17 protein-coding genes are annotated in these 21,192 nt (G+C 47.2%); 9 read left to right on the forward strand and 8 right to left on the reverse strand.

The annotated features are described in order from the left end of the window. Positions 1–75: 75 nt before the first annotated feature. The gene (locus tag AC3WQ3_RS20685) at positions 76–990 is read right to left on the reverse strand and encodes a helix-turn-helix domain-containing protein (RefSeq protein ID WP_154894070.1); all 915 of its coding nucleotides are present in this window, start codon (positions 988–990) and stop codon (positions 76–78) included. A gap of 169 nt (positions 991–1,159) precedes the next feature. Here AC3WQ3_RS20685 and AC3WQ3_RS20690 point away from each other — a divergent pair, with 169 nt between their 5' ends. The 7 genes from AC3WQ3_RS20690 (at position 1,160) to AC3WQ3_RS20720 (ending at position 10,851) form a co-directional block, all read left to right on the forward strand. Then, the gene (locus tag AC3WQ3_RS20690) at positions 1,160–2,035 is read left to right on the forward strand and encodes a fumarylacetoacetate hydrolase family protein (RefSeq protein ID WP_492473352.1); all 876 of its coding nucleotides are present in this window, start codon (positions 1,160–1,162) and stop codon (positions 2,033–2,035) included. 21 nt (positions 2,036–2,056) lie between these two features. Next, positions 2,057–3,523, forward strand: a complete 1,467-nt coding sequence (gene gucD / locus AC3WQ3_RS20695; RefSeq protein WP_492473353.1) for an alpha-ketoglutaric semialdehyde dehydrogenase GucD — start codon at positions 2,057–2,059, stop codon at positions 3,521–3,523. A gap of 16 nt (positions 3,524–3,539) precedes the next feature. Further along, positions 3,540–5,513: a YjhG/YagF family D-xylonate dehydratase gene (locus AC3WQ3_RS20700; RefSeq protein ID WP_492473354.1), complete on the forward strand. Its 1,974-nt coding sequence runs from the start codon at positions 3,540–3,542 to the stop codon at positions 5,511–5,513. 58 nt (positions 5,514–5,571) lie between these two features. Then, a complete protein-coding gene (locus AC3WQ3_RS20705) occupies positions 5,572–7,161 on the forward strand; it encodes a glycoside hydrolase family 43 protein (protein ID WP_492473355.1) in 1,590 nt (529 codons plus the stop codon). Between the two features lie 370 nt (positions 7,162–7,531). Next, positions 7,532–9,205, forward strand: coding sequence for a glucuronoarabinoxylan endo-1,4-beta-xylanase XynC (gene xynC, locus AC3WQ3_RS20710; RefSeq protein WP_492473356.1), 1,674 nt, complete (start codon positions 7,532–7,534; stop codon positions 9,203–9,205). A gap of 133 nt (positions 9,206–9,338) precedes the next feature. Next, positions 9,339–9,989: a hypothetical protein gene (locus tag AC3WQ3_RS20715; protein WP_492473358.1), complete on the forward strand. Its 651-nt coding sequence runs from the start codon at positions 9,339–9,341 to the stop codon at positions 9,987–9,989. Positions 9,990–10,428: 439 nt separating this feature from the next. Next, positions 10,429–10,851 carry a DUF3237 family protein gene (locus tag AC3WQ3_RS20720; protein WP_492473359.1) on the forward strand — a complete coding sequence of 141 codons (423 nt, stop codon included), beginning with the start codon at positions 10,429–10,431 and terminating at the stop codon, positions 10,849–10,851. A gap of 138 nt (positions 10,852–10,989) precedes the next feature. Here AC3WQ3_RS20720 and AC3WQ3_RS20725 read toward each other — a convergent pair whose 3' ends face one another. From AC3WQ3_RS20725 to AC3WQ3_RS20755, 7 genes are all read right to left on the reverse strand, one after another. Continuing rightward, positions 10,990–11,376, reverse strand: a complete 387-nt coding sequence (locus AC3WQ3_RS20725; protein ID WP_154894077.1) for a RidA family protein — start codon at positions 11,374–11,376, stop codon at positions 10,990–10,992. A gap of 19 nt (positions 11,377–11,395) precedes the next feature. Further along, positions 11,396–12,772, reverse strand: coding sequence for an amidase (locus AC3WQ3_RS20730; protein ID WP_492473361.1), 1,377 nt, complete (start codon positions 12,770–12,772; stop codon positions 11,396–11,398). Next, positions 12,769–12,954, reverse strand: a complete 186-nt coding sequence (locus AC3WQ3_RS20735; RefSeq protein ID WP_336781709.1) for a hypothetical protein — start codon at positions 12,952–12,954, stop codon at positions 12,769–12,771. The genes AC3WQ3_RS20730 and AC3WQ3_RS20735 overlap by 4 nt, the downstream gene beginning before the upstream one ends. Positions 12,955–12,965: 11 nt before the next feature. After that, positions 12,966–13,991: an ABC transporter substrate-binding protein gene (locus tag AC3WQ3_RS20740; RefSeq protein WP_492473362.1), complete on the reverse strand. Its 1,026-nt coding sequence runs from the start codon at positions 13,989–13,991 to the stop codon at positions 12,966–12,968. Between the two features lie 33 nt (positions 13,992–14,024). After that, positions 14,025–14,897, reverse strand: a complete 873-nt coding sequence (locus AC3WQ3_RS20745) for an ABC transporter permease (RefSeq protein WP_492473364.1) — start codon at positions 14,895–14,897, stop codon at positions 14,025–14,027. Beyond that, the gene (locus AC3WQ3_RS20750; protein WP_127536996.1) at positions 14,897–15,673 is read right to left on the reverse strand and encodes an ABC transporter ATP-binding protein; all 777 of its coding nucleotides are present in this window, start codon (positions 15,671–15,673) and stop codon (positions 14,897–14,899) included. The genes AC3WQ3_RS20745 and AC3WQ3_RS20750 overlap by 1 nt, the downstream gene beginning before the upstream one ends. 221 nt (positions 15,674–15,894) lie before the next feature. Then, a complete protein-coding gene (locus tag AC3WQ3_RS20755) occupies positions 15,895–17,574 on the reverse strand; it encodes a PucR family transcriptional regulator (RefSeq protein ID WP_492473366.1) in 1,680 nt (559 codons plus the stop codon). A gap of 328 nt (positions 17,575–17,902) precedes the next feature. Here AC3WQ3_RS20755 and AC3WQ3_RS20760 point away from each other — a divergent pair, with 328 nt between their 5' ends. Both AC3WQ3_RS20760 and AC3WQ3_RS20765 read left to right on the forward strand, forming a co-directional pair. Next, complete coding sequence (locus AC3WQ3_RS20760) at positions 17,903–18,373, forward strand: NUDIX domain-containing protein (protein WP_492473367.1); 471 nt, start codon at positions 17,903–17,905, stop codon at positions 18,371–18,373. Between the two features lie 320 nt (positions 18,374–18,693). Beyond that, a complete protein-coding gene (locus AC3WQ3_RS20765; protein ID WP_336781703.1) occupies positions 18,694–21,015 on the forward strand; it encodes a helix-turn-helix domain-containing protein in 2,322 nt (773 codons plus the stop codon). Positions 21,016–21,192 lie beyond the last annotated feature (177 nt).

Raw genomic sequence — 21,192 nt, forward strand, 5'->3', positions numbered from 1 at the left:
ATTGAAACACTATTAAGACAAAGTAAAGCAGCTGCTGGTAACCCGGCAGCTGCTTATTTCATGTGGAAAAGTATTTCAATCACCGAGATGCTCCGCTGCAGCAGTCCGCTGGGAATGGATGCGAAATTCGCTTGGCGTGATGCCCGTCCATCGCTTGAACTGACGGCTGAAATGCGCATTGGTCTTGTATCCAAGCATCATCGCAATATGGTCAATGTTCAGGTCTGTTTGTTTTAACAGCCGCTGGGCTTCGTTCAGAAGGGTTTCTGATAAAAACTTGCGCGGGGCTGTACCATATACCTCCCGAAAGATCCGGTTGATCTGTGAAGGGCTAATGTTCAGCGACCTCGCAATGTCTTGGATCCAGGTTCGTTCGCTCTCCCGAACGTCACCATGAAGATGGATATATCTTACGGAGTCCTCAATGTGCTCGGCAATTTGGTGGGCGATGGTTTCTTTTCTCGATAAGGTAACGGATGCGTTCTGAGATAATTGGCCAACCAGGGAGCCGAGAAGTTCGAATACGGCGGCATGGACCTTCATCTGTTTGGAGGAAGACAACGGCATGGATAAGTGTTCTGTGGCCAGATCATACAAGGTACACAGTGAAGAGGACAGTCCTGAAGCCAGGCTCGAATCTGCCGGATAATAAATGTCCTTGCAGCGGTTGAGTTCTCTGCAGAAGGAGGTATCGTGTACGCTGAAATGAACGGAAAAGTACGTGAAACCCTGCGGTCCGGCACCTGTGCAGGAGTGAGTCATACCCGGACGGATAAACAGAAGGTCTCCAATGGATTGACTGTACGACTGACCGTTGACCACCATGTTCATCTCGCCGTCCAACATCCAGTGAATTTCATACATGGAATGCTCATGAGACGGATACGTCCAGTTGGAATCTACTTGTCTTGCATGCAGTCCGAGCAATTGAAAAGACATGCGAACATCGGGCAGACGGCCTAAATATACGGCTTCTGAAAGTTTGGTCACAGCTACCTCCTCGTAACGCTCTGTATTCCAAATACGAATAGATTTATTTTAACAGAAAAATAATGCGTGAAAAGGGTAAGTTGTCGGAGTGATAAGTACATCGTCATGAAACATTGCTGGTGCTATGGTAATGTTATCAACCCGGTAGGGAGATAGGGGGCAAGCTGGAATGAGAATTATTCGATTTTTGGATGGACAACAGAAGTGGTTGGCAGCCGTTACGGATGATGAACAAGCGTATCGTTTGCCGCAAGCAGATTTTATGACTTTAATCTATCAGGCGAGGGAGAAGGGCGTTACTCCGGTTCAATGGATTGAAAGCGCTCTTAAACCCGTAAACAAGCTGACCGATGATTGGACTTCTCTGCACCTGATCACACCAGTGGATGCACCGGAAGTGTGGGCAGCAGGTGTGACATATCAGCGGAGCCGGGAAGCGCGGAATTATGAAGCTACGGATGGAAAGTTGGATGCGGAAACTTTTTACGATAAGGTCTATGACGCAGAGAGACCGGAGATCTTCTTTAAATCCACAGCAGCGCGTACTGTCGGGCCAAATGAGGCTGTCACGCTGCGCAGCGATTCTACTTGGCAGATCCCGGAGCCTGAGCTGGGATTGGTGCTTGCCGCGGATGGCAGCATTGTGGGATACATCGCCGGAAACGACATGAGCTGCCGCGATATCGAGGGGGAGAACCCGTTGTATCTGCCACAAGCCAAAATATGGCGCAATTCCTGTTCCATAGGTCCAGCTATTCGATTAGCGGAAACGGTCAAGAATCCCTATGAATTCAGTATTGTTTGCCAGATCTATCGGGATGAATCAATGGTTGTGAAAAGTGAAGCGAGTACGAGTGAATTAAACCGCAAGCTGGATGAACTGGTTTCCTTTTTGGCAAGGGATAACGATGTGTATGACGGTACGGTACTTTTGACAGGCACCAGCATCGTGCCTCCGAATGAGTTCACCCTTGAACCAGGAGACCGCATTGAAATATCCATAAGTGATATCGGGACACTGATCAATCCTGTCATTTCAAACTAGTTTAGAAGGAGGATGAATGCGATGAGCGCATTTCAGTTAGAGCAGACCTATAACAATTTTATTAACGGGGAATGGGTAAAACCAACGTCTGGATTGACGGAACCGAGCATTAATCCGGCGAATCGAAAAGAAATCGTGGGTTATGTGCCAGCCTCGGGTGTAGAGGACCTGAACCATGCAGTCGCAGCGGCAAAAGAAGCTGTGAAGGCCTGGCGGAACTTAACGGGTGCGGAACGGGGGAATTATCTTTTTCAAGCTGCTAATGTGCTGGAGCGCCGGGCCGACGAGGTGGCGGAAGCCATGACCAGAGAAATGGGGAAGACATTCCCGGAAGCCAAGGGAGAAACGATGCGCGGCGTCGCCATTTTGAGATATTACGCAGGGGAAGGCATGCGAAAAACGGGTGATGTGATTCCCTCCACAGATCGGGAGGCACTAATGTTCACGACCCGTGTGCCGCTGGGCGTTGTAGGTGTAATTGCACCTTGGAACTTCCCGGTGGCTATTCCCATCTGGAAAACGGCACCGGCTCTGATCTATGGCAACACCGTTGTATTGAAGCCAGCTCAGGAAACGGCGGTTACAGCAGCCAAGGTTTTGGAATGCTTCGAGGAAGCCGGCATCCCGGCTGGTGTTCTCAATCTCGTGAGCGGAAAAGGCTCGGTAATCGGCTCTGCACTTGCTGAGCATCCTGATGTAAACGGAATAACATTTACTGGTTCCAATGAAGTCGGAAAGCGGGTCGGCGCCGCAGCACTTGCTCGTGGAGCCAAGTATCAGCTTGAAATGGGTGGCAAAAACCCGATTATCATCGCGGCAGACGCTGATTTGGACTTGGCTGTTGAGGCCACTATCAGCGGCGGCTTGAAATCAACTGGCCAAAAATGCACAGCCACCAGCAAGGTCATTATTGAACGAAAAGTATATGATGCCTTTAAAGAAAAACTGCTGTCGCAAATCCAGGAAATCCGTCTGGGTGACGGGATGTCTTCCGGAAGCTGGATGGGTCCATGTGCGAGTGAAGGCCAGCTGAATACCGTGCTTGGTTACATTCAAAAAGGACAGGATGAAGGTGCCGTACTGCTCGCCGGAGGAAAAAGACCGGACAATCCTGAGCTCGCAGAAGGATTTTATGTACAGCCAACCGTATTTGAAGGTGTCGAATCGCACATGACCATTGCCCGAGAAGAAATATTCGGCCCGGTCCTGGCCTTGATTCCTGTGGATTCCTTGGAAGAGGCCATCGCGTCGGCTAATGACAGCGATTATGGTTTGAGTGCTTCAATCTATACACAAAATGTCGGGGCCATGCTGTCCTTCATCCGGGATATGGATGCCGGACTCGTAAGAATTAATGCGGAAACTGCCGGCGTAGAACTGCAGGCACCGTTCGGTGGAATGAAGATGTCAAGCTCGCATTCCAGAGAACAGGGGCAAGCGGCCATCGAGTTTTTTACGGCGATCAAAACAGTCTTTGTGAAGTCATAAACTGCGGGAGGCTACCATGTACGAACAGATTATGTCGATTATGGGGGAGAAGGAGTCAAGCAGCTATGATATTATAGCGCATGCTCCAGGGGCAACAGGACGTCTGCCTTTAACCGATGATTTGCTGCGGAATGCTCCAAGCGGCGACTTGTTCGGCATGTCCCAGAATGTCGGAATGGGCTGGAAGCCTGGAGAATTGAACGGAAAACAGTTTCTGATTCTGAGTACGCAGGGCGGTATCCGTAATGAAGATGGCAGTCCCGCAGCTCTTGGCTACCATACGGGACACTGGGAAGTCGGTTTGCTGATGAAAGCTGCCGCAGAAGAAATATCGAGCCACGGAGGAATCCCGTTTGCTGGCTATGTCAGCGACCCTTGCGACGGCAGGTCTCAAGGAACAACCGGCATGTTCGACTCACTGCCGTACCGGAACGATGCCGCGATGGTATTCCGCAGATTGATTCGATCCCTGCCCACGCGAAAAGGCGTGCTCGGCGTTGCAACTTGTGATAAGGGATTGCCCGCCATGATGCTTGCACTTGCAGGCATGCCTCAGCTGCCAGGAGTTATTGTTCCCGGCGGCGTTACGCTTCCGCCTACGGATGGGGAGGATGCAGGTAAAATTCAAACCATAGGTGCAAGGTACGCAAATGGGGAGCTCTCTCTTGAAATGGCATCGGAGCTAGGGTGCAGGGCCTGCGCTACACCGGGCGGCGGCTGTCAGTTTCTAGGGACCGCGGCAACCGCCCAGGTGGTAGCAGAGGCAATGGGCATGACGGTGCCGCATGCCGCTCTGGCACCTTCAGGGCAGCCCATCTGGTTCGAGATGGCGCGCCAATCTTCGCGTGCACTGATCAACATGGAGTCCCAAGGGATCAAGATGGCAGACATTGTTACAGATGCGTCCATTCGCAATGCCATGGTCGTTCATGCCGCGTTCGGTGGATCTACCAACCTGCTTCTTCACATCCCGGCTGCTGCTCATGCAGCGGGTTTAACTGTGCCAACGGTACAGGACTGGATACAGGTGAACAAGAACGTACCAAGACTGGTTAGTGCTCTGCCGAATGGACCGATCTTCCATCCGACCATACGGGTTTTTCAGGCCGGAGGTGTTCCTGAGGTTATGCTTCACCTTAGACAGCTTGGCCTGCTGGATGAATCTGTACTTACAGTAACAGGTGCGTCACTGGGTGAAGTGCTGGATTGGTGGGAATCGTCGGAACGTCGTCATCTTATACGCAAGCAATTGGAAGAGAAGGACGGGATCGATCCGGACAGTGTGATCATGAGCTTGGAGCACTCGCAGCGTCTTGGGATTTCTTCGACCGTGACCTTTCCCACCGGGAATATCGCGCCAGAAGGCTCTGTCATCAAATCCACATCCATTGATCCTGATGTGCTGGATGAACATGGCGTGTATCGGCATCGTGGCCGGGCAAAGGTGTTTACAACTGAACGTGAGGCAATCCGTGCCATTAAGACTGGCGGGGTTCTGGCTGGCGACGTTGTTGTACTGCTCGGTCGTGGACCTTCAGGAACCGGGATGGAGGAAACGTATCAGCTTACCTCTGCGCTCAAGCATTTGTCTTTTGGGAAATATGTATCGCTCATCACCGATGCCCGCTTCTCGGGAGTTTCAACTGGAGCATGTATTGGCCATGTTGGGCCCGAGGCACTGGCAGGAGGGCCCATTGGCAAACTCCGAAACGGCGACTTGATTGACATCGTTGTGGATCGGAGCAAGCTGGAGGGCAGCGTGAATCTCATTGGAGAAGGAGATACGGAGTTTTCGCCGGAAGAAGGAGCTTTCATTCTGGCTCAAAGGACCTTTCATCCAGATATGCGTCCTGATGAAAATTTGCCGGATGATACCAGGCTTTGGGCTGCGCTGCAAGCTGTAAGCGGCGGAACATGGAGAGGAAATATATATGATGTAGACCGGATCATAACTGCACTGGAAGCCGGAAAAAAAGCGCTGGCATGGTGATGCATTCTTATCATTTGTTGTATCTGCCATTATTTTAATACCGGAGGTTGCTTCTATAATGAATATGATTACCAACCCCATTCTTCCCGGTTTCCATCCCGATCCGTCCATATGCAGGGCGGGGGAAGATTATTATATCGCCACTTCCACCTTCGAATGGTTCCCGGGTGTACGAATTCACCATTCCCGGGACCTGGTTCATTGGCGGCCGATAACTTCTCCGCTGACCCGCAGCACTCAGCTGAACATGGAAGGAAACATCAATTCCGGAGGGGTATGGGCGCCATGCCTTAGCTTTGACAATGGTGTATTTTACCTAATCTACACAGATGTCAAAAGCCGTGTAGGGGCTTTCAAAGATACTCACAATTACCTTGTGACCGCAGCAGATATCGAAGGGCCATGGTCCGAACCGGTTTTTCTGAACAGCAGCGGTTTCGATCCTTCCTTGTTTCACGATGAAGATGGTCGCAAGTGGCTGGTTAACATGATCTGGGATCATCGGAAGGGCAAAAACCGGTTTGCAGGCATCGTGCTGCAGGAATACTCTGTTCAAGACCAAAAGCTGATCGGACCTGCCGTTAATATTTTTAAGGGAACAGAACTGGGGCTGACAGAAGCGCCTCATCTATATAAATACAAAGACTATTATTACTTGATTACGGCTGAAGGCGGTACGGGTTATGAACATGCCGTTACGGTTGCCCGCTCTCGTTCCCTGCAAGGTCCTTATGAGGTGGACCCTGCTAATCCAATTCTCACTTCATACGGCAGACCGGATTTAGATCTGCAAAAGGCTGGTCACGGCAGTCTGGTCGAAACTCACACGGGTGAATGGTATATGGCCCATCTGGTCGGAAGGCCAGTTCAGGAGAAATTTTGCATCCTTGGACGTGAGACTGCTCTTCAACCGTGCACATGGAGCGATGAAGGCTGGCTGAAGCTTTCAAACGGTGGTCGGCATCCGGAGGTTTCGGTGCCTGCACCGAAAATCTCATCGGTTCCATTTGAACCGGTACCGGAACTGGACCATTTCGATCAATCAGAGCTCCGGAACGATTGGAATACCCTTCGTATCCCACCCGATCCATCTTGGCTCAGCTTGACGGAACGTCCGGGTTACTTGCGCTTGCGCGGGATGGAGTCCATGAGCTCGACACACAGACAAAGCATGGTCGCCCGGAGGCTTCAGGATTTCAGGTGTGAAGCTGAAACTTGCCTGGAATTTGCGCCAGACCATCCACAGCAAATGGCAGGACTAATCCTGTACTACGATACCAAAGACTATCTCTATTTACGGGTCACCTATCATGAAGAGAAGGGAACGTGCTTGGGAATTCTTCAGTCGAGATACGGAATATACGATGAACTGTTGGAGGATATTCCCTTGAAATCAGTGAGTCGGGTTCGGTTGAAGGTGGCGTATGAGTATGACCGTGCCTGCTTTTACTATGCATGTGATGATGACCCATCCTGGTATCCTGCAGGTGGATGGTTGGATGTCACACATTTGTCCGATGAATCTCCGGAATACATCCGATTTACGGGAACTTATATTGGTCTCTGTGTGCAGGATCTTGGCGGTACCCGCCAGCATGCTGATTTTGATTACTTTATGTATAAGAAAACAAACAACGAAACGACATAATTGGACCGATTCAATGCTGAATTAAGACCTTTGTAGTAAACAGTTGGAGAACCAACCTTGAGGTTGTGAAGTGCTTGACAGATGACTCCTAAGTTTTTTAGGGGTCTTTTTTTATAACTTTGACATCTGCCAAGCTGCTGATCTGGTGATTTACTATATCTGCAACTTATGCTGTAAGAAATATCCTATAATTTGTCAGGTTTTAGCTGAATGAATAACATAGTAAGATTTACAAATAAAATCTAGTTTTTGTTTTTGATTTGAAAGGGGTTGGTACGGGAATTTCTATTCGCTGCTGGACAAGTTGATTTTCTTGTATCCGCTTTCAATTTATAATAATTTGAGGAAGGTGAAGATATTGAAATTTAAGATGAATTTAAAAAAATCAGTTCATGTTCTGTTGGCCTGTTTAACAGCCCTGCCTCTAATGTTAACGCCGACACACGTATCAGCAGCAAGTGATGCCAACATTAATTTGTCTTCCGAAAAACAGCTTATCAAGGGGTTTGGAGGCATTAACCACCCAGCCTGGATTGGCGACTTGACGGCAGCTCAGCGTGAAACCGCCTTTGGCAACGGAGCGAACCAGCTGGGTTTTTCCATACTGAGAATCTATGTCGACGAAAATCGAAATAACTGGTACAGGGAGGTGGCTACCGCGAAAAGAGCCATAGAGCAAGGCGCGCTCGTATTCGCTTCTCCCTGGAATCCGCCAAGCGACATGGTCGAAACCTTCAATCGCAACGGGGATACAAACGCCAAACGATTGAGATACGACAAATATGCCGCGTACGCGCAGCATCTGAACGACTTTGTCACTTATATGAAAGATAACGGTGTAAATCTGTATGCCATTTCGGTACAAAATGAGCCGGATTATGCCCATGAATGGACCTGGTGGACACCGCAGGAGATGCTTCGTTTCATGAAGGAGAATGCGGGATCCATTCAGAATACCAAGGTTATGGCACCCGAATCGTTCCAGTATTTGAAAAACATGTCTGACCTGATTCTGAATGATCCTCAGGCACTCGCCAATATGGACATTCTGGGAGCACATACGTACGGGACACAGTTCAAAGATTTCGCATACCCGCTCTTTAAGCAAAAGGGAGCCGGCAAAGAACTGTGGATGACCGAAGTGTATTACCCGAACAGCGATAACAACTCGTCGGACCGTTGGCCTGAGGCGTTGGACGTATCTTACCATATGCATAATGCCATGGTTGAAGGGGATTTCCAGGCTTATGTATGGTGGTACATTCGGAGACAGTATGGCCCAATGAATGAGGATGGAAGCATTAGCAAACGTGGATATAATATGGCCCACTTCTCCAAATTCGTGCGACCAGGCTATTACCGAGTCGATGCAACCAAAAATCCGGATACCAATACTTTCGTTTCAGCCTATAAAGGCGATAATAAGGCAGTCATTGTGGCGATTAATCGCGGCACCTCGGCTGTAAGCCAAAAATTTGTCCTGCAGAATGGTAACGCTTCCACTGTATCCTCTTGGGTTACAGATAGCAGCCGAAACCTGGCAAGCGGAGCACCGATTACGGTGTCAGGTGGAGCCTTTACAGCACAACTGCCCGCCCAAAGCGTAACAACGTTTGTAGCCAACATTACCGGTGGTAGTGTCACTCCAGGCAGCGGAACCACGTACGAGGCGGAAACGGGCACTACACTTACTGATGCCGTTATCGAGACTCTCTACCCGGGATACACTGGTACTGGATACGTGAACTTTAATGCGTATACAGGTTCGGCCATTCAATGGAATGCCATCAATAACACGATAACAGGTACCAAAAACGTGAAATTTCGTTACGCCCAGGAAAGCGGAACGCGTAATCTCGACATTTTCGTTAACGGAACCAAAGTCATCAGCAACGAACCCTTCCCGGCAACAGGCAGCTGGTCGACCTGGAGTGAAAAAACCATTCAGGTCCCCATGAACGCGGGAACCAATACGATTAAAGTGGTCACTACCGGTACAGAAGGGCCAAATATTGATAACATTAATGTCACTGCAGTCCAATAAGTGTACTGTTATGACAATGTAGAGAATAATTAGCCAAGCCCCCATCCCAGGAATCGCTAATCGGTTCCTGGGATGGGGGTTACTCATGATTTTGAAGCTGTGTGCTGACTACCTTACAAGGAGAGTGTAGACTTTGGAAATGAGGAATGAAGAGGGAGAAGTGTTAGCCATTGTAAATATCGATTCATCTCAAGAGGAGAATACCATTGAACGAATTGTTCGCCAATTAAAACCTGGGATAGGAAAAGGGATATATCTAGCCGGTGATAAAAAAATCAGTCAGCAAACAAATTACGGAGCAGTGAAGTGGTCGGGAGGTGTTACAGAGTTAATGGCAAAACTATCTCCATGGGAGCCCGTATTTCCTGCCGATGCTAATGTGATGGATATTCAGGTTTATTATGGATTTGACAATCTGACAGAGGAAGAAATCGATGAAATGGCTATGGAGAGTTCAGAAACTGGCAAAGACGTTGTGAGAGATCTCAAACCAAATGACACGTTCGTTGGTGTAAGTTTATTATATCGTAAAGATGAAACGGTATTTCAATTCCGGATTTTTGGAACGACAAAAAGTCGTATTCAGGTACCTGATCTAGAGAAACAAACGATTGAGAAGTTAACAATTCGTTCGAGCGAAGCCATTTACATCGGAGACAATGAATTACAGAGATTGATTTGGGCAGAGGTAGGACCGACTAGGGGCAAGGCATTACAGTATGAAGTCGTGGCTGAAGATAGCAGCCGTGATTGGCTAATTTCTATTACGGAGTCTTTGAGTTAACGAAGAAAGGAGATCATTAACCCGATTCTAAAACCTCTTATGAAAGCAAGCTAGTATTCCCAAAAAGGGACGGCTGTAGAATAAGTTTATTTTAGAAAACATTATTTATCTGCTGAAAAAAAAGAAAAGGGGATATATTACAAGATGGTGGAGAAACAGAAAATATAGATTTGTAATCATTTGGAGGAATGGTACACCATTATGTTGAATTGATAAAATTGGGCTGTCCTCTAGTATCGAATTGCAATCAGTGCCTTCCGCTGTGTGGCATTAAATTGAAGATTGAAGTTTGCTTGTGATCTAATATTTAATATAAGAAGATATGTTATAAGGTTTTGTCTACGCATTTATAACGGCCATTTAAGGACATTTCAGTTCAACAGATGCTGTTAACGATTAAATTGTAGATGACTCTATACTTAAAAAGCAGGTGAATTTCATGGCATGGGAAAAAGTATTCACGGTACATGTTGCGATAGGGGATACTATGGATCTCTCCAACAATAATGATGGCGACTCCGTAGTCATGATTTCTTTTGGTGGCCATGTCACAGGAAAATATTTCGAAGGTGACATTCTTCCTGGAGGGGTAGATACTCAAATTATTGGCCCGAATGGTGGTCGGCATAGCTTATCTGCAAGATACATGCTTCAAGGTAAGGATTTTACAGGTGAAGCTTGTAAAATGTATATCGAGAATAATGGAATGTTCGATGAGAAACTGGAGAATATATTGTTTCGAACCTCTCCTAAAATCATCACGAACAGCCAAGCACTGTCCTATTTGAACAATGATGAACTAATGGGCGAAGGCATACCTTCGAATACTGGAATAGATATTCATATCTATAGAAACGTATAGCTTAGATGAGCGCCAAACTGAATTTTCGTATATTGTGAAAGGGACGAAGCAGCTTAGAACACTGCTTCGTCCCTTTTTAAAATTTTTTCTTTACCTTAATTGAATTCTGCAGATTTCGAGGCATCTCTATGCGGTATACTATTCACCCCGCACCGAAGGGGCGTACGCCAACACTTCCATCTCAATCAAGTACGGGCCTAATCCGCTGAATACGGTAATACGGGCAGGATAGGGCTCTTTCATCATTCGCTTGTATACTTCGTTGTATTCGGCCTGATCTTCTACTCGCGCCAGATGAGTAGTTGCCTTAACGATATGATCGAGTGTGAGGCCCGCTTCCTGGAGGATAACTTCTATATTGCGAATGCACTGTTCCGTCTGCTCCTTAATGCCGCCAATTGGATCAAGCGTCTGCGGATCAACGCCTACCTGACCTGCGACGTAGACAAAATCTCCTGCGCGGACAGCGTGTGAGAAGGGGAGCGGGAATTGGGGTGCTGCGCTTGTGTGTATGATGGTAGACATCGTAGCGATCATTCCTTTCCTAGTGCGAGTTTAGGCTTGGCGTTGCAAGATGCCATTCCGTAGTTTGCTGATAATGATGAGCGATGGACAACAAACGGTCTTCTCTCATGTGTGGGCCAGAGAGCTGCATGCCGATAGGCAAGTGCTTCCCGGAGGTTGAATCAAATCCGATAGGAACCGTGATGGACGGTAGACCGGTATTGGTAAAGGGTCCGTTAAAGATCGGGCTGCCTGTCTTGTAGCCATAGGGAGCCACATACGGAGTTGATGGCGTTAATAGAACATCGACCTCATCGAAAAGCCTCATCATCTCGCTGCGGAATAACGTTCGGATGCGCTGTGCCTGCAAATAATCAACGGCACTCGTCTGGTAGCCGAGCTCAAGCTGCTCCCGCATCGTAGGGCCGTAACGATCAGCGGCTTCTGCGAAGCGTTCCTGATGAAAGGCGGCAGCTTCTGCCCGCATCACCGTGCGGTGAGCAGCAAAAGTCTCTCCCATATAAGGAGGCAGATCAACCTTCTTCGTGTGCATGCCCATCTTCTCAAGTACAGCTATTGCCGACTCAATGGCTGCCATGATCGCCGGTTCATCCGTGTGAAAAAAGCTGCTTGGCAAACCGATAACCATTCCCGAAATAGGATGCATAAGAGCGCTTGTTAAATCCGGCTTGCCGTGAGGCAGCGTGAAAGGGTCCAGCTCATCTTGTCCGGCTAAGGCTTCAAGAACAATTGCGTTATCTTGTGCCGATCGAGTGAAGGCGCCCACATGGTCAAGGCTCCAACTTGCGGTTATGACACCATTGCGGCTAACTCTGCCATATGTGGGTTTCATACAGGTTAACCCGTTGTAAGATGCAGGTCTAAGCAGGGAACCGAAGGTCTGGGTTCCAAGTGTGAAGGAAGCCATGCCAGCCGCTACTGCAGCGGCGGAGCCAGAGCTGGAACCGCCTGGGGTATGCTCCATATTCCATGGATTGCGAGTTGGTGGCTCTCCCCCCTGAAAGGCATATTCTGTCGTTGTGGTCTTGCCGAGCAAGATAGCGCCAGCCGTCTGTAATTTACCAATCACCGTTGCATTGGTCTCAGGTATGAAGTCTGGATAAGTGCTTGATCCAGCCGTGGTACGTATGCCTGCAGTATGAATAATGTCCTTGGCTCCGTATGGGATGCCATGCAGTGGACCGAGATAATCGCCATTCATCAGCTTGTGTTCCGATTCTTTTGCGGCCTGCAAGGCTTGCTCAGCAGTAATAGTAACAAAGGCTTGCACAGCTGGCTCCACCTCTTCAATCCGTTTCAAATAGGACTGTGTGAGCTCGACAGGAGATATCATCTTGTTCTTAATCAGTTCGGCCGCTTCGGTGATCGACAGCTCGTTAAGTGGTTTCGTAATCATCGCAGAGGCACTCTCCTGTAAGGGGAATTGGGTCCTATTACTTCAGGCAGCTTGAAGCTGCGAATCAGTTTCAAGTCTGCTGTGAAAAGGGCAAGCTCCTCGCTCGTAATAACTCCATTCGCATATTTGGCATCTTCAGTGCGTCGGTGGGTGAGATAGTCGTCCTGATTCAGAGTAATCAACCTTTCTCTCTCTATTTGGTGAAACTTGCATCGATAATATCCTCGTAAGCCAGGTCTTCTTTCAGATTGCCAATGAAGCGCTGCATACCGATCGCAGCCTCAAAGGCTGATTCATTGATATGCCCATCAGCGGGGTATACCTTACTGTCAATCATGCGTTGTACGGCTTGCTCCACGACTTTTTTGTCCAGATTTGGGAATTCCTTTACCGCGACTGACTTAGCGCCCTCAGGATTCGAGTGAATGTAGTCCAATGCTTGCTCTATAGAGGTGACGAAGCGCTGGGTGAGATCTGGATTTTTCTCAATGAAGCTTGTGGTTGTATTCATTGTTGCAAAAGCAAAGTCAGGATAATCCTTCGTGAAATCATGGACGATGTGCAGTCCCTCAGCAATTCCTTGATCAAGCTGAGGCTCATACACGAATGCAATATCGGCTTTGCCGGCTAATACAGCACCAAGTTCGGATCCATTCTGAACCTCCGTGATCGTGACATCCTTGTCGATATCGATGTTATTGTCTTCGAACAGCTTTCGCATTAAGCTGTTGGAACTTGTGGGTGCCAACCCAACAACGATGGTCTTGCCTTTGAATTCCTCTGGCGAGCTCACGGTTACTCCTTCACGCGCAACCGCCCATACGGGAGCGCTGCCCGATAGAAGGACCAGTGAGCGAGCATCTCCGCCTTTCGCGTTAGCAAATGCGACATGCTCAGGACCGTGAAAGGAGAATGCGGACTCGCCTGAGATGACCGAAGACAAGGCGGTTGGCCCACTTCCGGCAGCGCGGATCGAGGATAGCTCAATGCGATTCTGCTCTAGGAATCCTTGATTGTTTGCTACATACAGTGGAAGGTAGAGCAGGTTGTGATACACCTCGGAAACCATAATCGTATCCAACTTGTTATCTTCTTGCCCTCCGCTCGCCATGGCGTCTGTTCCATTCACAGACTTCGCATTGCTTCCACATGCACTGAGTAGTGCAGTCAATAAAAGGGTCATCGTTGATAGAATAGCTATCTTTTTGAAAGTACGCATGGGTCATCAGGCTCCTTTTATGGTGTAAGTTGTTTATACGGATGTGGACTTGCTGCTGTTTTTATTGTCATTCCATGGAAGGAGGCGTGACTCGATATAACTGACACAGGTGTAGAGCAGCATGGCAACGAGCATAAGCATGAACACGCCGACCCACACGGCCGGAAGGTTGAACAGGTTGCCTTCGACAAATACCATATGGCCGAGACCTTTGTCTGAAGAGATGAATTCTCCGCCTACGACAGACACGAGTGCCAAGCCAATATTGATACGGAAGGCGGAGATGATCCATGGCAGAGAGGAGGGGATAATAATTTTGCGGAAAATTTGTGATTTCTTCGCTCCGAAGGATTTCATGAGATTAATCTGGGATTCATCAATTTGGTGAGTCGCCTGATAAGCGGATAACAACGCTACAATAAACGTTGCCACGGAGGCAAGAACAATCTTGGAAAAGATGCCCGAACCGAACCAGATGATAATCATGGGAGCTAGAGCAATCTTCGGGATGCCGTTAAGCGCTACAATGAATGGATCAAGCACCCTGGCGACGGTCTTGGAGTACCACATGAGTAGTCCTGCCAAAGAGCCAAATAGACTTCCCGCCACAAATCCGATAATGGTGGCATTAACCGTGGCTAGAACATCTGTAAAAAGTTGACCTGAGCTGAACATGGTGATAGCGGCATCAAGAATGGCACTCGGCGATCCCATCAGGAAACCGTTTACCAGCTTTAGCTGGACTGCAGCTTCCCATATCACCAGGATGACTGCAACAATAATGAACCGCCATATCATCGTCATCGTCCATTCTTTGGTGAAAGGCGATTGTTTGCGTTTGGTTTTATTTTTCGCAACCCCAGTATGGTCCTTCGTTAGGGGCATTTCAGGTGATGTACTCTTCATTAGCTGATCCTCCCCATTTGAATATCGAGCTCCGACCAGATTGATTCAAAATACTGCTTGAACTTGGGGTCGGAACGGGCTTTTAGTGCTGAACCGTACTGCGAAGCGAGACCGATGTCATACACTTGCTTCACGGTCGTAGGTCTTTTGCTCATGACAGCGATGCGGTCGGAGATGGCAATCGCTTCCTCGATGTCATGAGTGATAAGAACTCCGGTCTTGCCTTCGGATTTCAGGATAGATAAGATTTCGTCTTCCAGAATGAGTCTGGTCTGATAATCCAGTGCGGAGAAGGGCTCATCCAGTAATATAATATCGGGCTGTGTAACGAGAGTACGTATAAGGGCTACACGCTGGCGCATTCCGCCGGACAATGTGGAGGGATAAGCACCGGCGAATGAAGCCAGCCCGTAACGATCCAGATAATCCATGGCAATACCGTCGCGGTCCTTTTTGGGCATGCCTTTCACTTCCAAGCCTAGCGTGACATTGTCCAGAATACTCCTCCAAGGAAGCAGTAGATCTTTTTGCATCATATAGCCGACATGTCCGGTTGTCTGATCGATTTCTTGACCGCAGACGATAACCTTGCCGTTCGTTGGCTTCAGCAGACCCGCAATAATATTGAAAATGGTGCTCTTGCCGCATCCGCTCGGCCCAACGATACTGAAGAACTCCTGCTTCTTAATTTGCATTGAAACCTCAGCCAGTACCTGAATATCTTCTCCGTTTGCATTGACGAATGATTTGGAGACGCTTTGTATTTGAATAGCCATAATGGGCAGCCCCTTTCCTCCAGCGTTGATGAATGATTCTCATTTGTGTTAGTTAATATAACATCGTCGGATGTATTCTTATCATAAAGATTGTCGTTTCAATTGTCATTAGTCATGTTAAACATAAAAATAGAATTAAATTAGTTAAAATGTACAGAGTGTAATCGATAAAATGAGATAAATAAAAATAAACGTGTCATTATAAATGACACGTCATCAATTCAAAATGTATGGGGAGCTTCGTTAGGGGATGGGTTAGCATTCAGCACAGACTCAAGTGCGAAGGCGAGGCGAAAACGCAGACTTTCCATCGGGTCCTTGATGTTCCTGCCCGTCAGTTTCTCACATTTCTCCAGCCTATAGATAACTGTATTACGATGGACAAACAATTCTTTGGCTGTATCGCCGATTTGGCAATGATTCTCATAGAAGGAGGATAAGGTTTTCATAAGTTCACTACGTTCGTTTGAATCCCGTCCGGCGAAGGGTTTGAAGGTTTCTTGATGAAACTGGAGAATCTCATCGTAAGGAATCATGCGCAGCAACCGGCTTATATCCATGGTTTGATAGGAATGAACGAAGCGGGTCTTTTTCATCTGATAGCCGGATTGGAGTGCCTTAACTGCCTCTTTATAGGAAAGTCCGATATCCAATACGTTTGTATAGGGATTGCCTATTCCGAATGAAACGCTGAGCTGCGAATCCGTATACAGATTACTCGCTAATTTCTCAAGCTGCTGGACGACCGTTTGTTCATCCCAAGACGATTCACCCAAAAAGACGAGAATGCCGAACTGATCGTTCTTCGTGAACATGACGAAGGTAAGATTCAGTCTGGCGAACGCCTGTTTAATCAGCTCATAATAAGCGTCTCGTTCCGAGATGTATCGCTCTTCCTTAATAGGAGCTAGGTTCGGATTAGGCCTGGCCGCTAGAGATTCGTCCATCTTGGCAAGGATGAGAACCGAACTCTCTTGTGCCTTCAGTCCATATTTTTTGCCGCGATGGAGCGCCTCTTGTTCAGAACGAAAGAAACCCTGAATGAGATCGGAGAAATATTCATTCTTGTACCGGCGTGAACGCTCCTTGACCGCCTGTTTCTTGGTTAATTCCAGACCGATGACATTAACGGCTTGCTCTAACGCCAGACTGGAGAGCTTCGAGGTTGCAGGGCTGTCGTACATCGCAATCAAATAGCCCTCGTGTCGGTCGGTGAAGATGGGATGCAGCTCGGTATGCCTATATTTATCGGCAGTAAGCAGGCAGATCGAGGATGCAATCTGGAAGGAAGGGTACTCATGTATAAATGTCAGTATAGGCGCAGCGAGAGAATAGGGATCTATATGTTGTGCATGATGGGAGATTGCCGTAATCTGCTTCTTTGAGTCCAGCAGCAATACAGGTGAAGATAGCAGCTGGGACAACGTATCGACAATAGATGGAATGCCTTTTCCTTGCATAACCATCGTGGAGAATTGCTTGTGAATAGACAAGGCGTAGTGGAGCTCATCAGTTTTGTTCTGAAGGATGGAGCTGATCGAATGCTGGAATATTTCACCGAGTGTATTGTCGATCTCAGACAGTTCGATAATCGGGAACCCCAGCTTGTCGGCTGTCTCGAGCAGTTGCGGAGATAATTCAAAAGAGAAGCGTTGTGTCTTGATCGCAAGTGCCGCACATCCAATCGCATGCATATCCGCAATGAATGCAAGATGAGCATCGGGGCGGTCTTTCAGTATATAGCCGTTCGTAAGCAGCATATCTCCTGGTTTCAGGAATTGTACAATGTCCGGTGCATCCATAATATTAATGGATTGTACCAAGCGATTGAGGCCGTGATGCCCGGCGATAACCTTTGCTTTGGATAGAATGGGGATAGTTAATAAATGCTGCAGATCCATCTTCAACCCACTCGCTTTCGTAATGGTAATGTTATAAAAGCTAACACATAATTGGGTGGTCGTAAAGAAAAAAATAGGTCATCAAAACTTATACTTGACTCTGAAGTACAATGGTGGGTATTCTTTCCATACGTCAGTGATTAGGGGAATGGACCATGTTCATTTTAGAATTAAAACAATATCATTATCATGAAGAGCGTTAGTCCATTCCTTAAAAAATGGGGATGGGTTAACGCTATATGCGCTTCCCATCCTGCGATATACAATGCGCAGGACTTAGGTCTGGCGCGTTTTTTTATTTTGTTATAACAGAAATGGAGGAGTGTACATGGCAATCATGACGGATTCAAAAGGCAACATTCTTTTGGAATTTAATCCTATTGAGTATGATAAGCTCATTACAATGAAGCTGGATGCTCCACTAACCCATGCTCTAATTGTGGTGAAGTGCCAAGGGAAGTTCCTCCTTATGCATAATAAGTGGAGAAACAACTGGGAACTGCCAGGAGGTATGATTGAATCCGGTGAGAACGCTGAGCAATGTGTCATTCGAGAATTGTTTGAGGAAACCAATCAACCTATGGACACGGCTGAATTTAAAGGGTTAATGAAGTTTAAACTTCAGCCAAGTTTCCATGGACCTGAACGGACAGAATATGGGGCTCTGTTTATGGGAGAACTGTGCGAACTTCATGATTTTGTTGAAAACGATGAAGCTTCTTCAATTATTCTTTGGGATGGTACAGCGGAGATAGGTGACATCGCAGAAATAGATAGGAAGTTAATTGAGTTAGTGTGATACATGATTAAGCTAACTCAAATGATTGCATAAAAAAGCAAGGAGACAGCCGATCGAGCTGATCGGCTCTTTTCGTTATGGCTTAGGCCGGTTGAGTGCGTGAAACGTGAGAAACAAAATACCGCCACACAATGCAATAACGTTTAAAACGAACCAACAGGTTGGAGATAGCAGGGACTTTTCAGTGAATGATGCCGGTCTTACGTAGGAATTTAAGGATTTGTACCCAAAAGCAGAAGTTGTACCTTCACCTTGTGCAAATGATAGGTGTATCATTAACAAAACAGTTTTGTAAACGCTTACGAAAGAAGGGGGTACATATGCAGCGCTTATGGTCCAAATTCTCGCCTTTGTTTCGCAGATTTATGATTTCGTATCTTATTGTTCTCATGATTCCTCAAATTGCCGGATATGCCTCCTATCGAACATCCATTGAAGCAGCGAGGACCAGCTCGATTGAGAACAGCCTCAAATCGCTCAACCTGAGCAAGGAAATTATTGAACGAAATCTGATGCTGGTTGAGGATTTCACGAGACAACTGGCCATTAACCAGGATTTAAACCGTTTAATAGCTGATCCCAAGCCGCATGACGTTAATAATGTCTATGGTTTGAGCCGCATGCAGCGCAGCCTGTCCATGTACAGCAGTACGAATGATTATTTGTCTCATTTCTTCATCTATATCCCTAACTATAATGTCATTATTACGCCTACGACGGTTTACTACCGACCTGAACATTATTTTGCTGCCAACCGCCTGGAAGGCATCACGTTTGCAGAGTGGAAAGAGAACGTATTAAAAAAGCCGCATTTAAATGAAATCATTCCCCTACAAAATTATAAGAAGGAGATTCGAAGTGATGTGTTTGCGAACGCTCCAGCTATCACGTTTCTTCAGTCGCTTCCTTTAAACAGCTTCAACAAGCCGCAGGCTACCATTGGCGTCATGATTGATGAGAATCAGATGGCGAGTTTGACTCAACCTATTGTGGAGCAATATGGGGGGTGGACATTGGTGACAGATTCGAGTGGGGAGATTATTTTTTCGCGTGGTATAGATGAAGCCGAGGCGGAAAACTTGAAAGGTATGCCTGCTAACAAGAACGATGAAGTGATGCCAATGGACGACGGGCGGCTACTCATTTCCATTCACTCCAATCAAAATGGCTGGAATTACATGGCTGGCATCCCCGAAGGTGCGCTTATGGTCAAGGCCGATCAGATCAAGCAGGTTACCTTAACCTTTACGCTAGCAACACTTGGTATTGGATTATTGATTGGGCTAATGCTGGCTTACCGACACAGCGCACCGATTCACCGGCTTCTGTCGGTCTTCCGGGAACAGGATATAGGGCTGCCTGGAAAGACAAGCAACGAATATGATTTTTTGGCAAGCAATATCACCAGCCTAATTACCAATAACCATGTACTTAAAAATGCATTAAATGAACAGATTCCCATGTTACGGGATGGATTTATCAAACGTCTGCTGACAGGTGAGTTTTACACCATCCCCGAGTTGGAGGCGCTCTCTTCCCAGACCGATATACCTCTTCATACGAGCCGGGGAGTTGTAGGAATTGTGAAGGTAGACGGTTATGGAAGTCCCGATAGTGAAGAAATTATTCAAGAACTAAGCGTCGCGAGGCTTATCGTGCGTGAAGCTTTGACGACATGGAATTCAGATATCTTGATAACCGACTGGGGAACAGACCAGATTGCTTTTGTACAACCGCTTAGTGTTGAACCCTCGGATTTAGCCATGCACACAACGGTTTCCGAACTGAGCAAACAGATGGATGCAGTTTACCGGGAATACCGGGTATCGACCACTGTGGGAATGGGTGCTTCTTATGAGGTGTGGAATGATGTTGGCCGTTCGTTTAACGAGGCCAGGCAAGCAATGGAATATGCCATTCATATGGGAACAGAGCATCTGGTGAGATTCGAGGACACCGTCAAGGAAACCGAATTGTATTACTATCCGATGGAGTCCGAACAGCGTCTGCTCAATACGCTGAAGGCGGGTGAAATGGAAGAATCGGATCGGGTTCTGGATCAGTTGTTCCACCGCAATTTTACCGAGCGGGAGCTGTCTTATGACATGACACAGCAGTTCGTTGTGGAATTGAAGGGAACATTTCTGAAGTTGGAACCCAAAATCATGCTGGACGAAGCACTTGTCGATGAGTTTAAGAATCGGATTGCCGCTATTCAGGTAACGGACAGTGTTACCGTACTCCGGGACAAGTTTCATCAACTGGCGAAAGACGTCTGCCTGGACATACAACGCAAAAAATCCAATATGCATGCTGAAATTATCAACGAAACGATGGCTTTCATTCAGGAACGTTATGCGGATGCAACCTTAACGGTATATCGCATTGCAGAACAAATGGGTAAACCGGAAAAATATATCTCGCAATTATTCAAAGAGTATACCGGAGAGAACCTTTCCGACTATGTGGAGAAGGTACGAATTAACAAAGCTGCTGAACTGCTCCGTGAGACTGAGCGTACGATCGATGAGATTGCTCTAACTACCGGTTACAACAGCGCACATTCGTTCCGGAGAGCCTTCAAGCGAGTCCTTGGGGTCTTGCCTAGTTCATTTCGCCAGATAGAGAACAAAATGGAATGAAGCTGGCACAATCATGATTATCAAATCAAGCAGAAACATCAAAAAAATCATTACGAAAATAAAGCCATATCAGGCTTCTCAGCCTTTTTGTCCTTGGATCGTACCTCATCGAGTAAAGTGTACCTTTACGTGGCTAAGAGATCCCTCTTATGATTACGAACAAGAAAGCGCTATCAA

The organism is Paenibacillus sp. FW104-T2 (genome assembly GCF_058789975.1).

Coding starts and splice junctions, on each gene's coding strand:
- AC3WQ3_RS20690 (WP_492473352.1), top strand. CDS start 1,160: ATGAGAATTATTCGATTTTTGGATGGACAACAGAAGTGGTTGGCAGCC.
- gucD (WP_492473353.1), top strand. CDS start 2,057: ATGAGCGCATTTCAGTTAGAGCAGACCTATAACAATTTTATTAACGGG.
- AC3WQ3_RS20700 (WP_492473354.1), top strand. CDS start 3,540: ATGTACGAACAGATTATGTCGATTATGGGGGAGAAGGAGTCAAGCAGC.
- AC3WQ3_RS20705 (WP_492473355.1), top strand. CDS start 5,572: ATGAATATGATTACCAACCCCATTCTTCCCGGTTTCCATCCCGATCCG.
- xynC (WP_492473356.1), top strand. CDS start 7,532: ATGAATTTAAAAAAATCAGTTCATGTTCTGTTGGCCTGTTTAACAGCC.
- AC3WQ3_RS20720 (WP_492473359.1), top strand. CDS start 10,429: ATGGCATGGGAAAAAGTATTCACGGTACATGTTGCGATAGGGGATACT.
- AC3WQ3_RS20725 (WP_154894077.1), bottom strand. CDS start 11,376: ATGTCTACCATCATACACACAAGCGCAGCACCCCAATTCCCGCTCCCC.
- AC3WQ3_RS20730 (WP_492473361.1), bottom strand. CDS start 12,772: ATGATTACGAAACCACTTAACGAGCTGTCGATCACCGAAGCGGCCGAA.
- AC3WQ3_RS20740 (WP_492473362.1), bottom strand. CDS start 13,991: ATGCGTACTTTCAAAAAGATAGCTATTCTATCAACGATGACCCTTTTA.
- AC3WQ3_RS20745 (WP_492473364.1), bottom strand. CDS start 14,897: ATGAAGAGTACATCACCTGAAATGCCCCTAACGAAGGACCATACTGGG.
- AC3WQ3_RS20750 (WP_127536996.1), bottom strand. CDS start 15,673: ATGGCTATTCAAATACAAAGCGTCTCCAAATCATTCGTCAATGCAAAC.
- AC3WQ3_RS20755 (WP_492473366.1), bottom strand. CDS start 17,574: ATGGATCTGCAGCATTTATTAACTATCCCCATTCTATCCAAAGCAAAG.
- AC3WQ3_RS20760 (WP_492473367.1), top strand. CDS start 17,903: ATGGCAATCATGACGGATTCAAAAGGCAACATTCTTTTGGAATTTAAT.
- AC3WQ3_RS20765 (WP_336781703.1), top strand. CDS start 18,694: ATGCAGCGCTTATGGTCCAAATTCTCGCCTTTGTTTCGCAGATTTATG.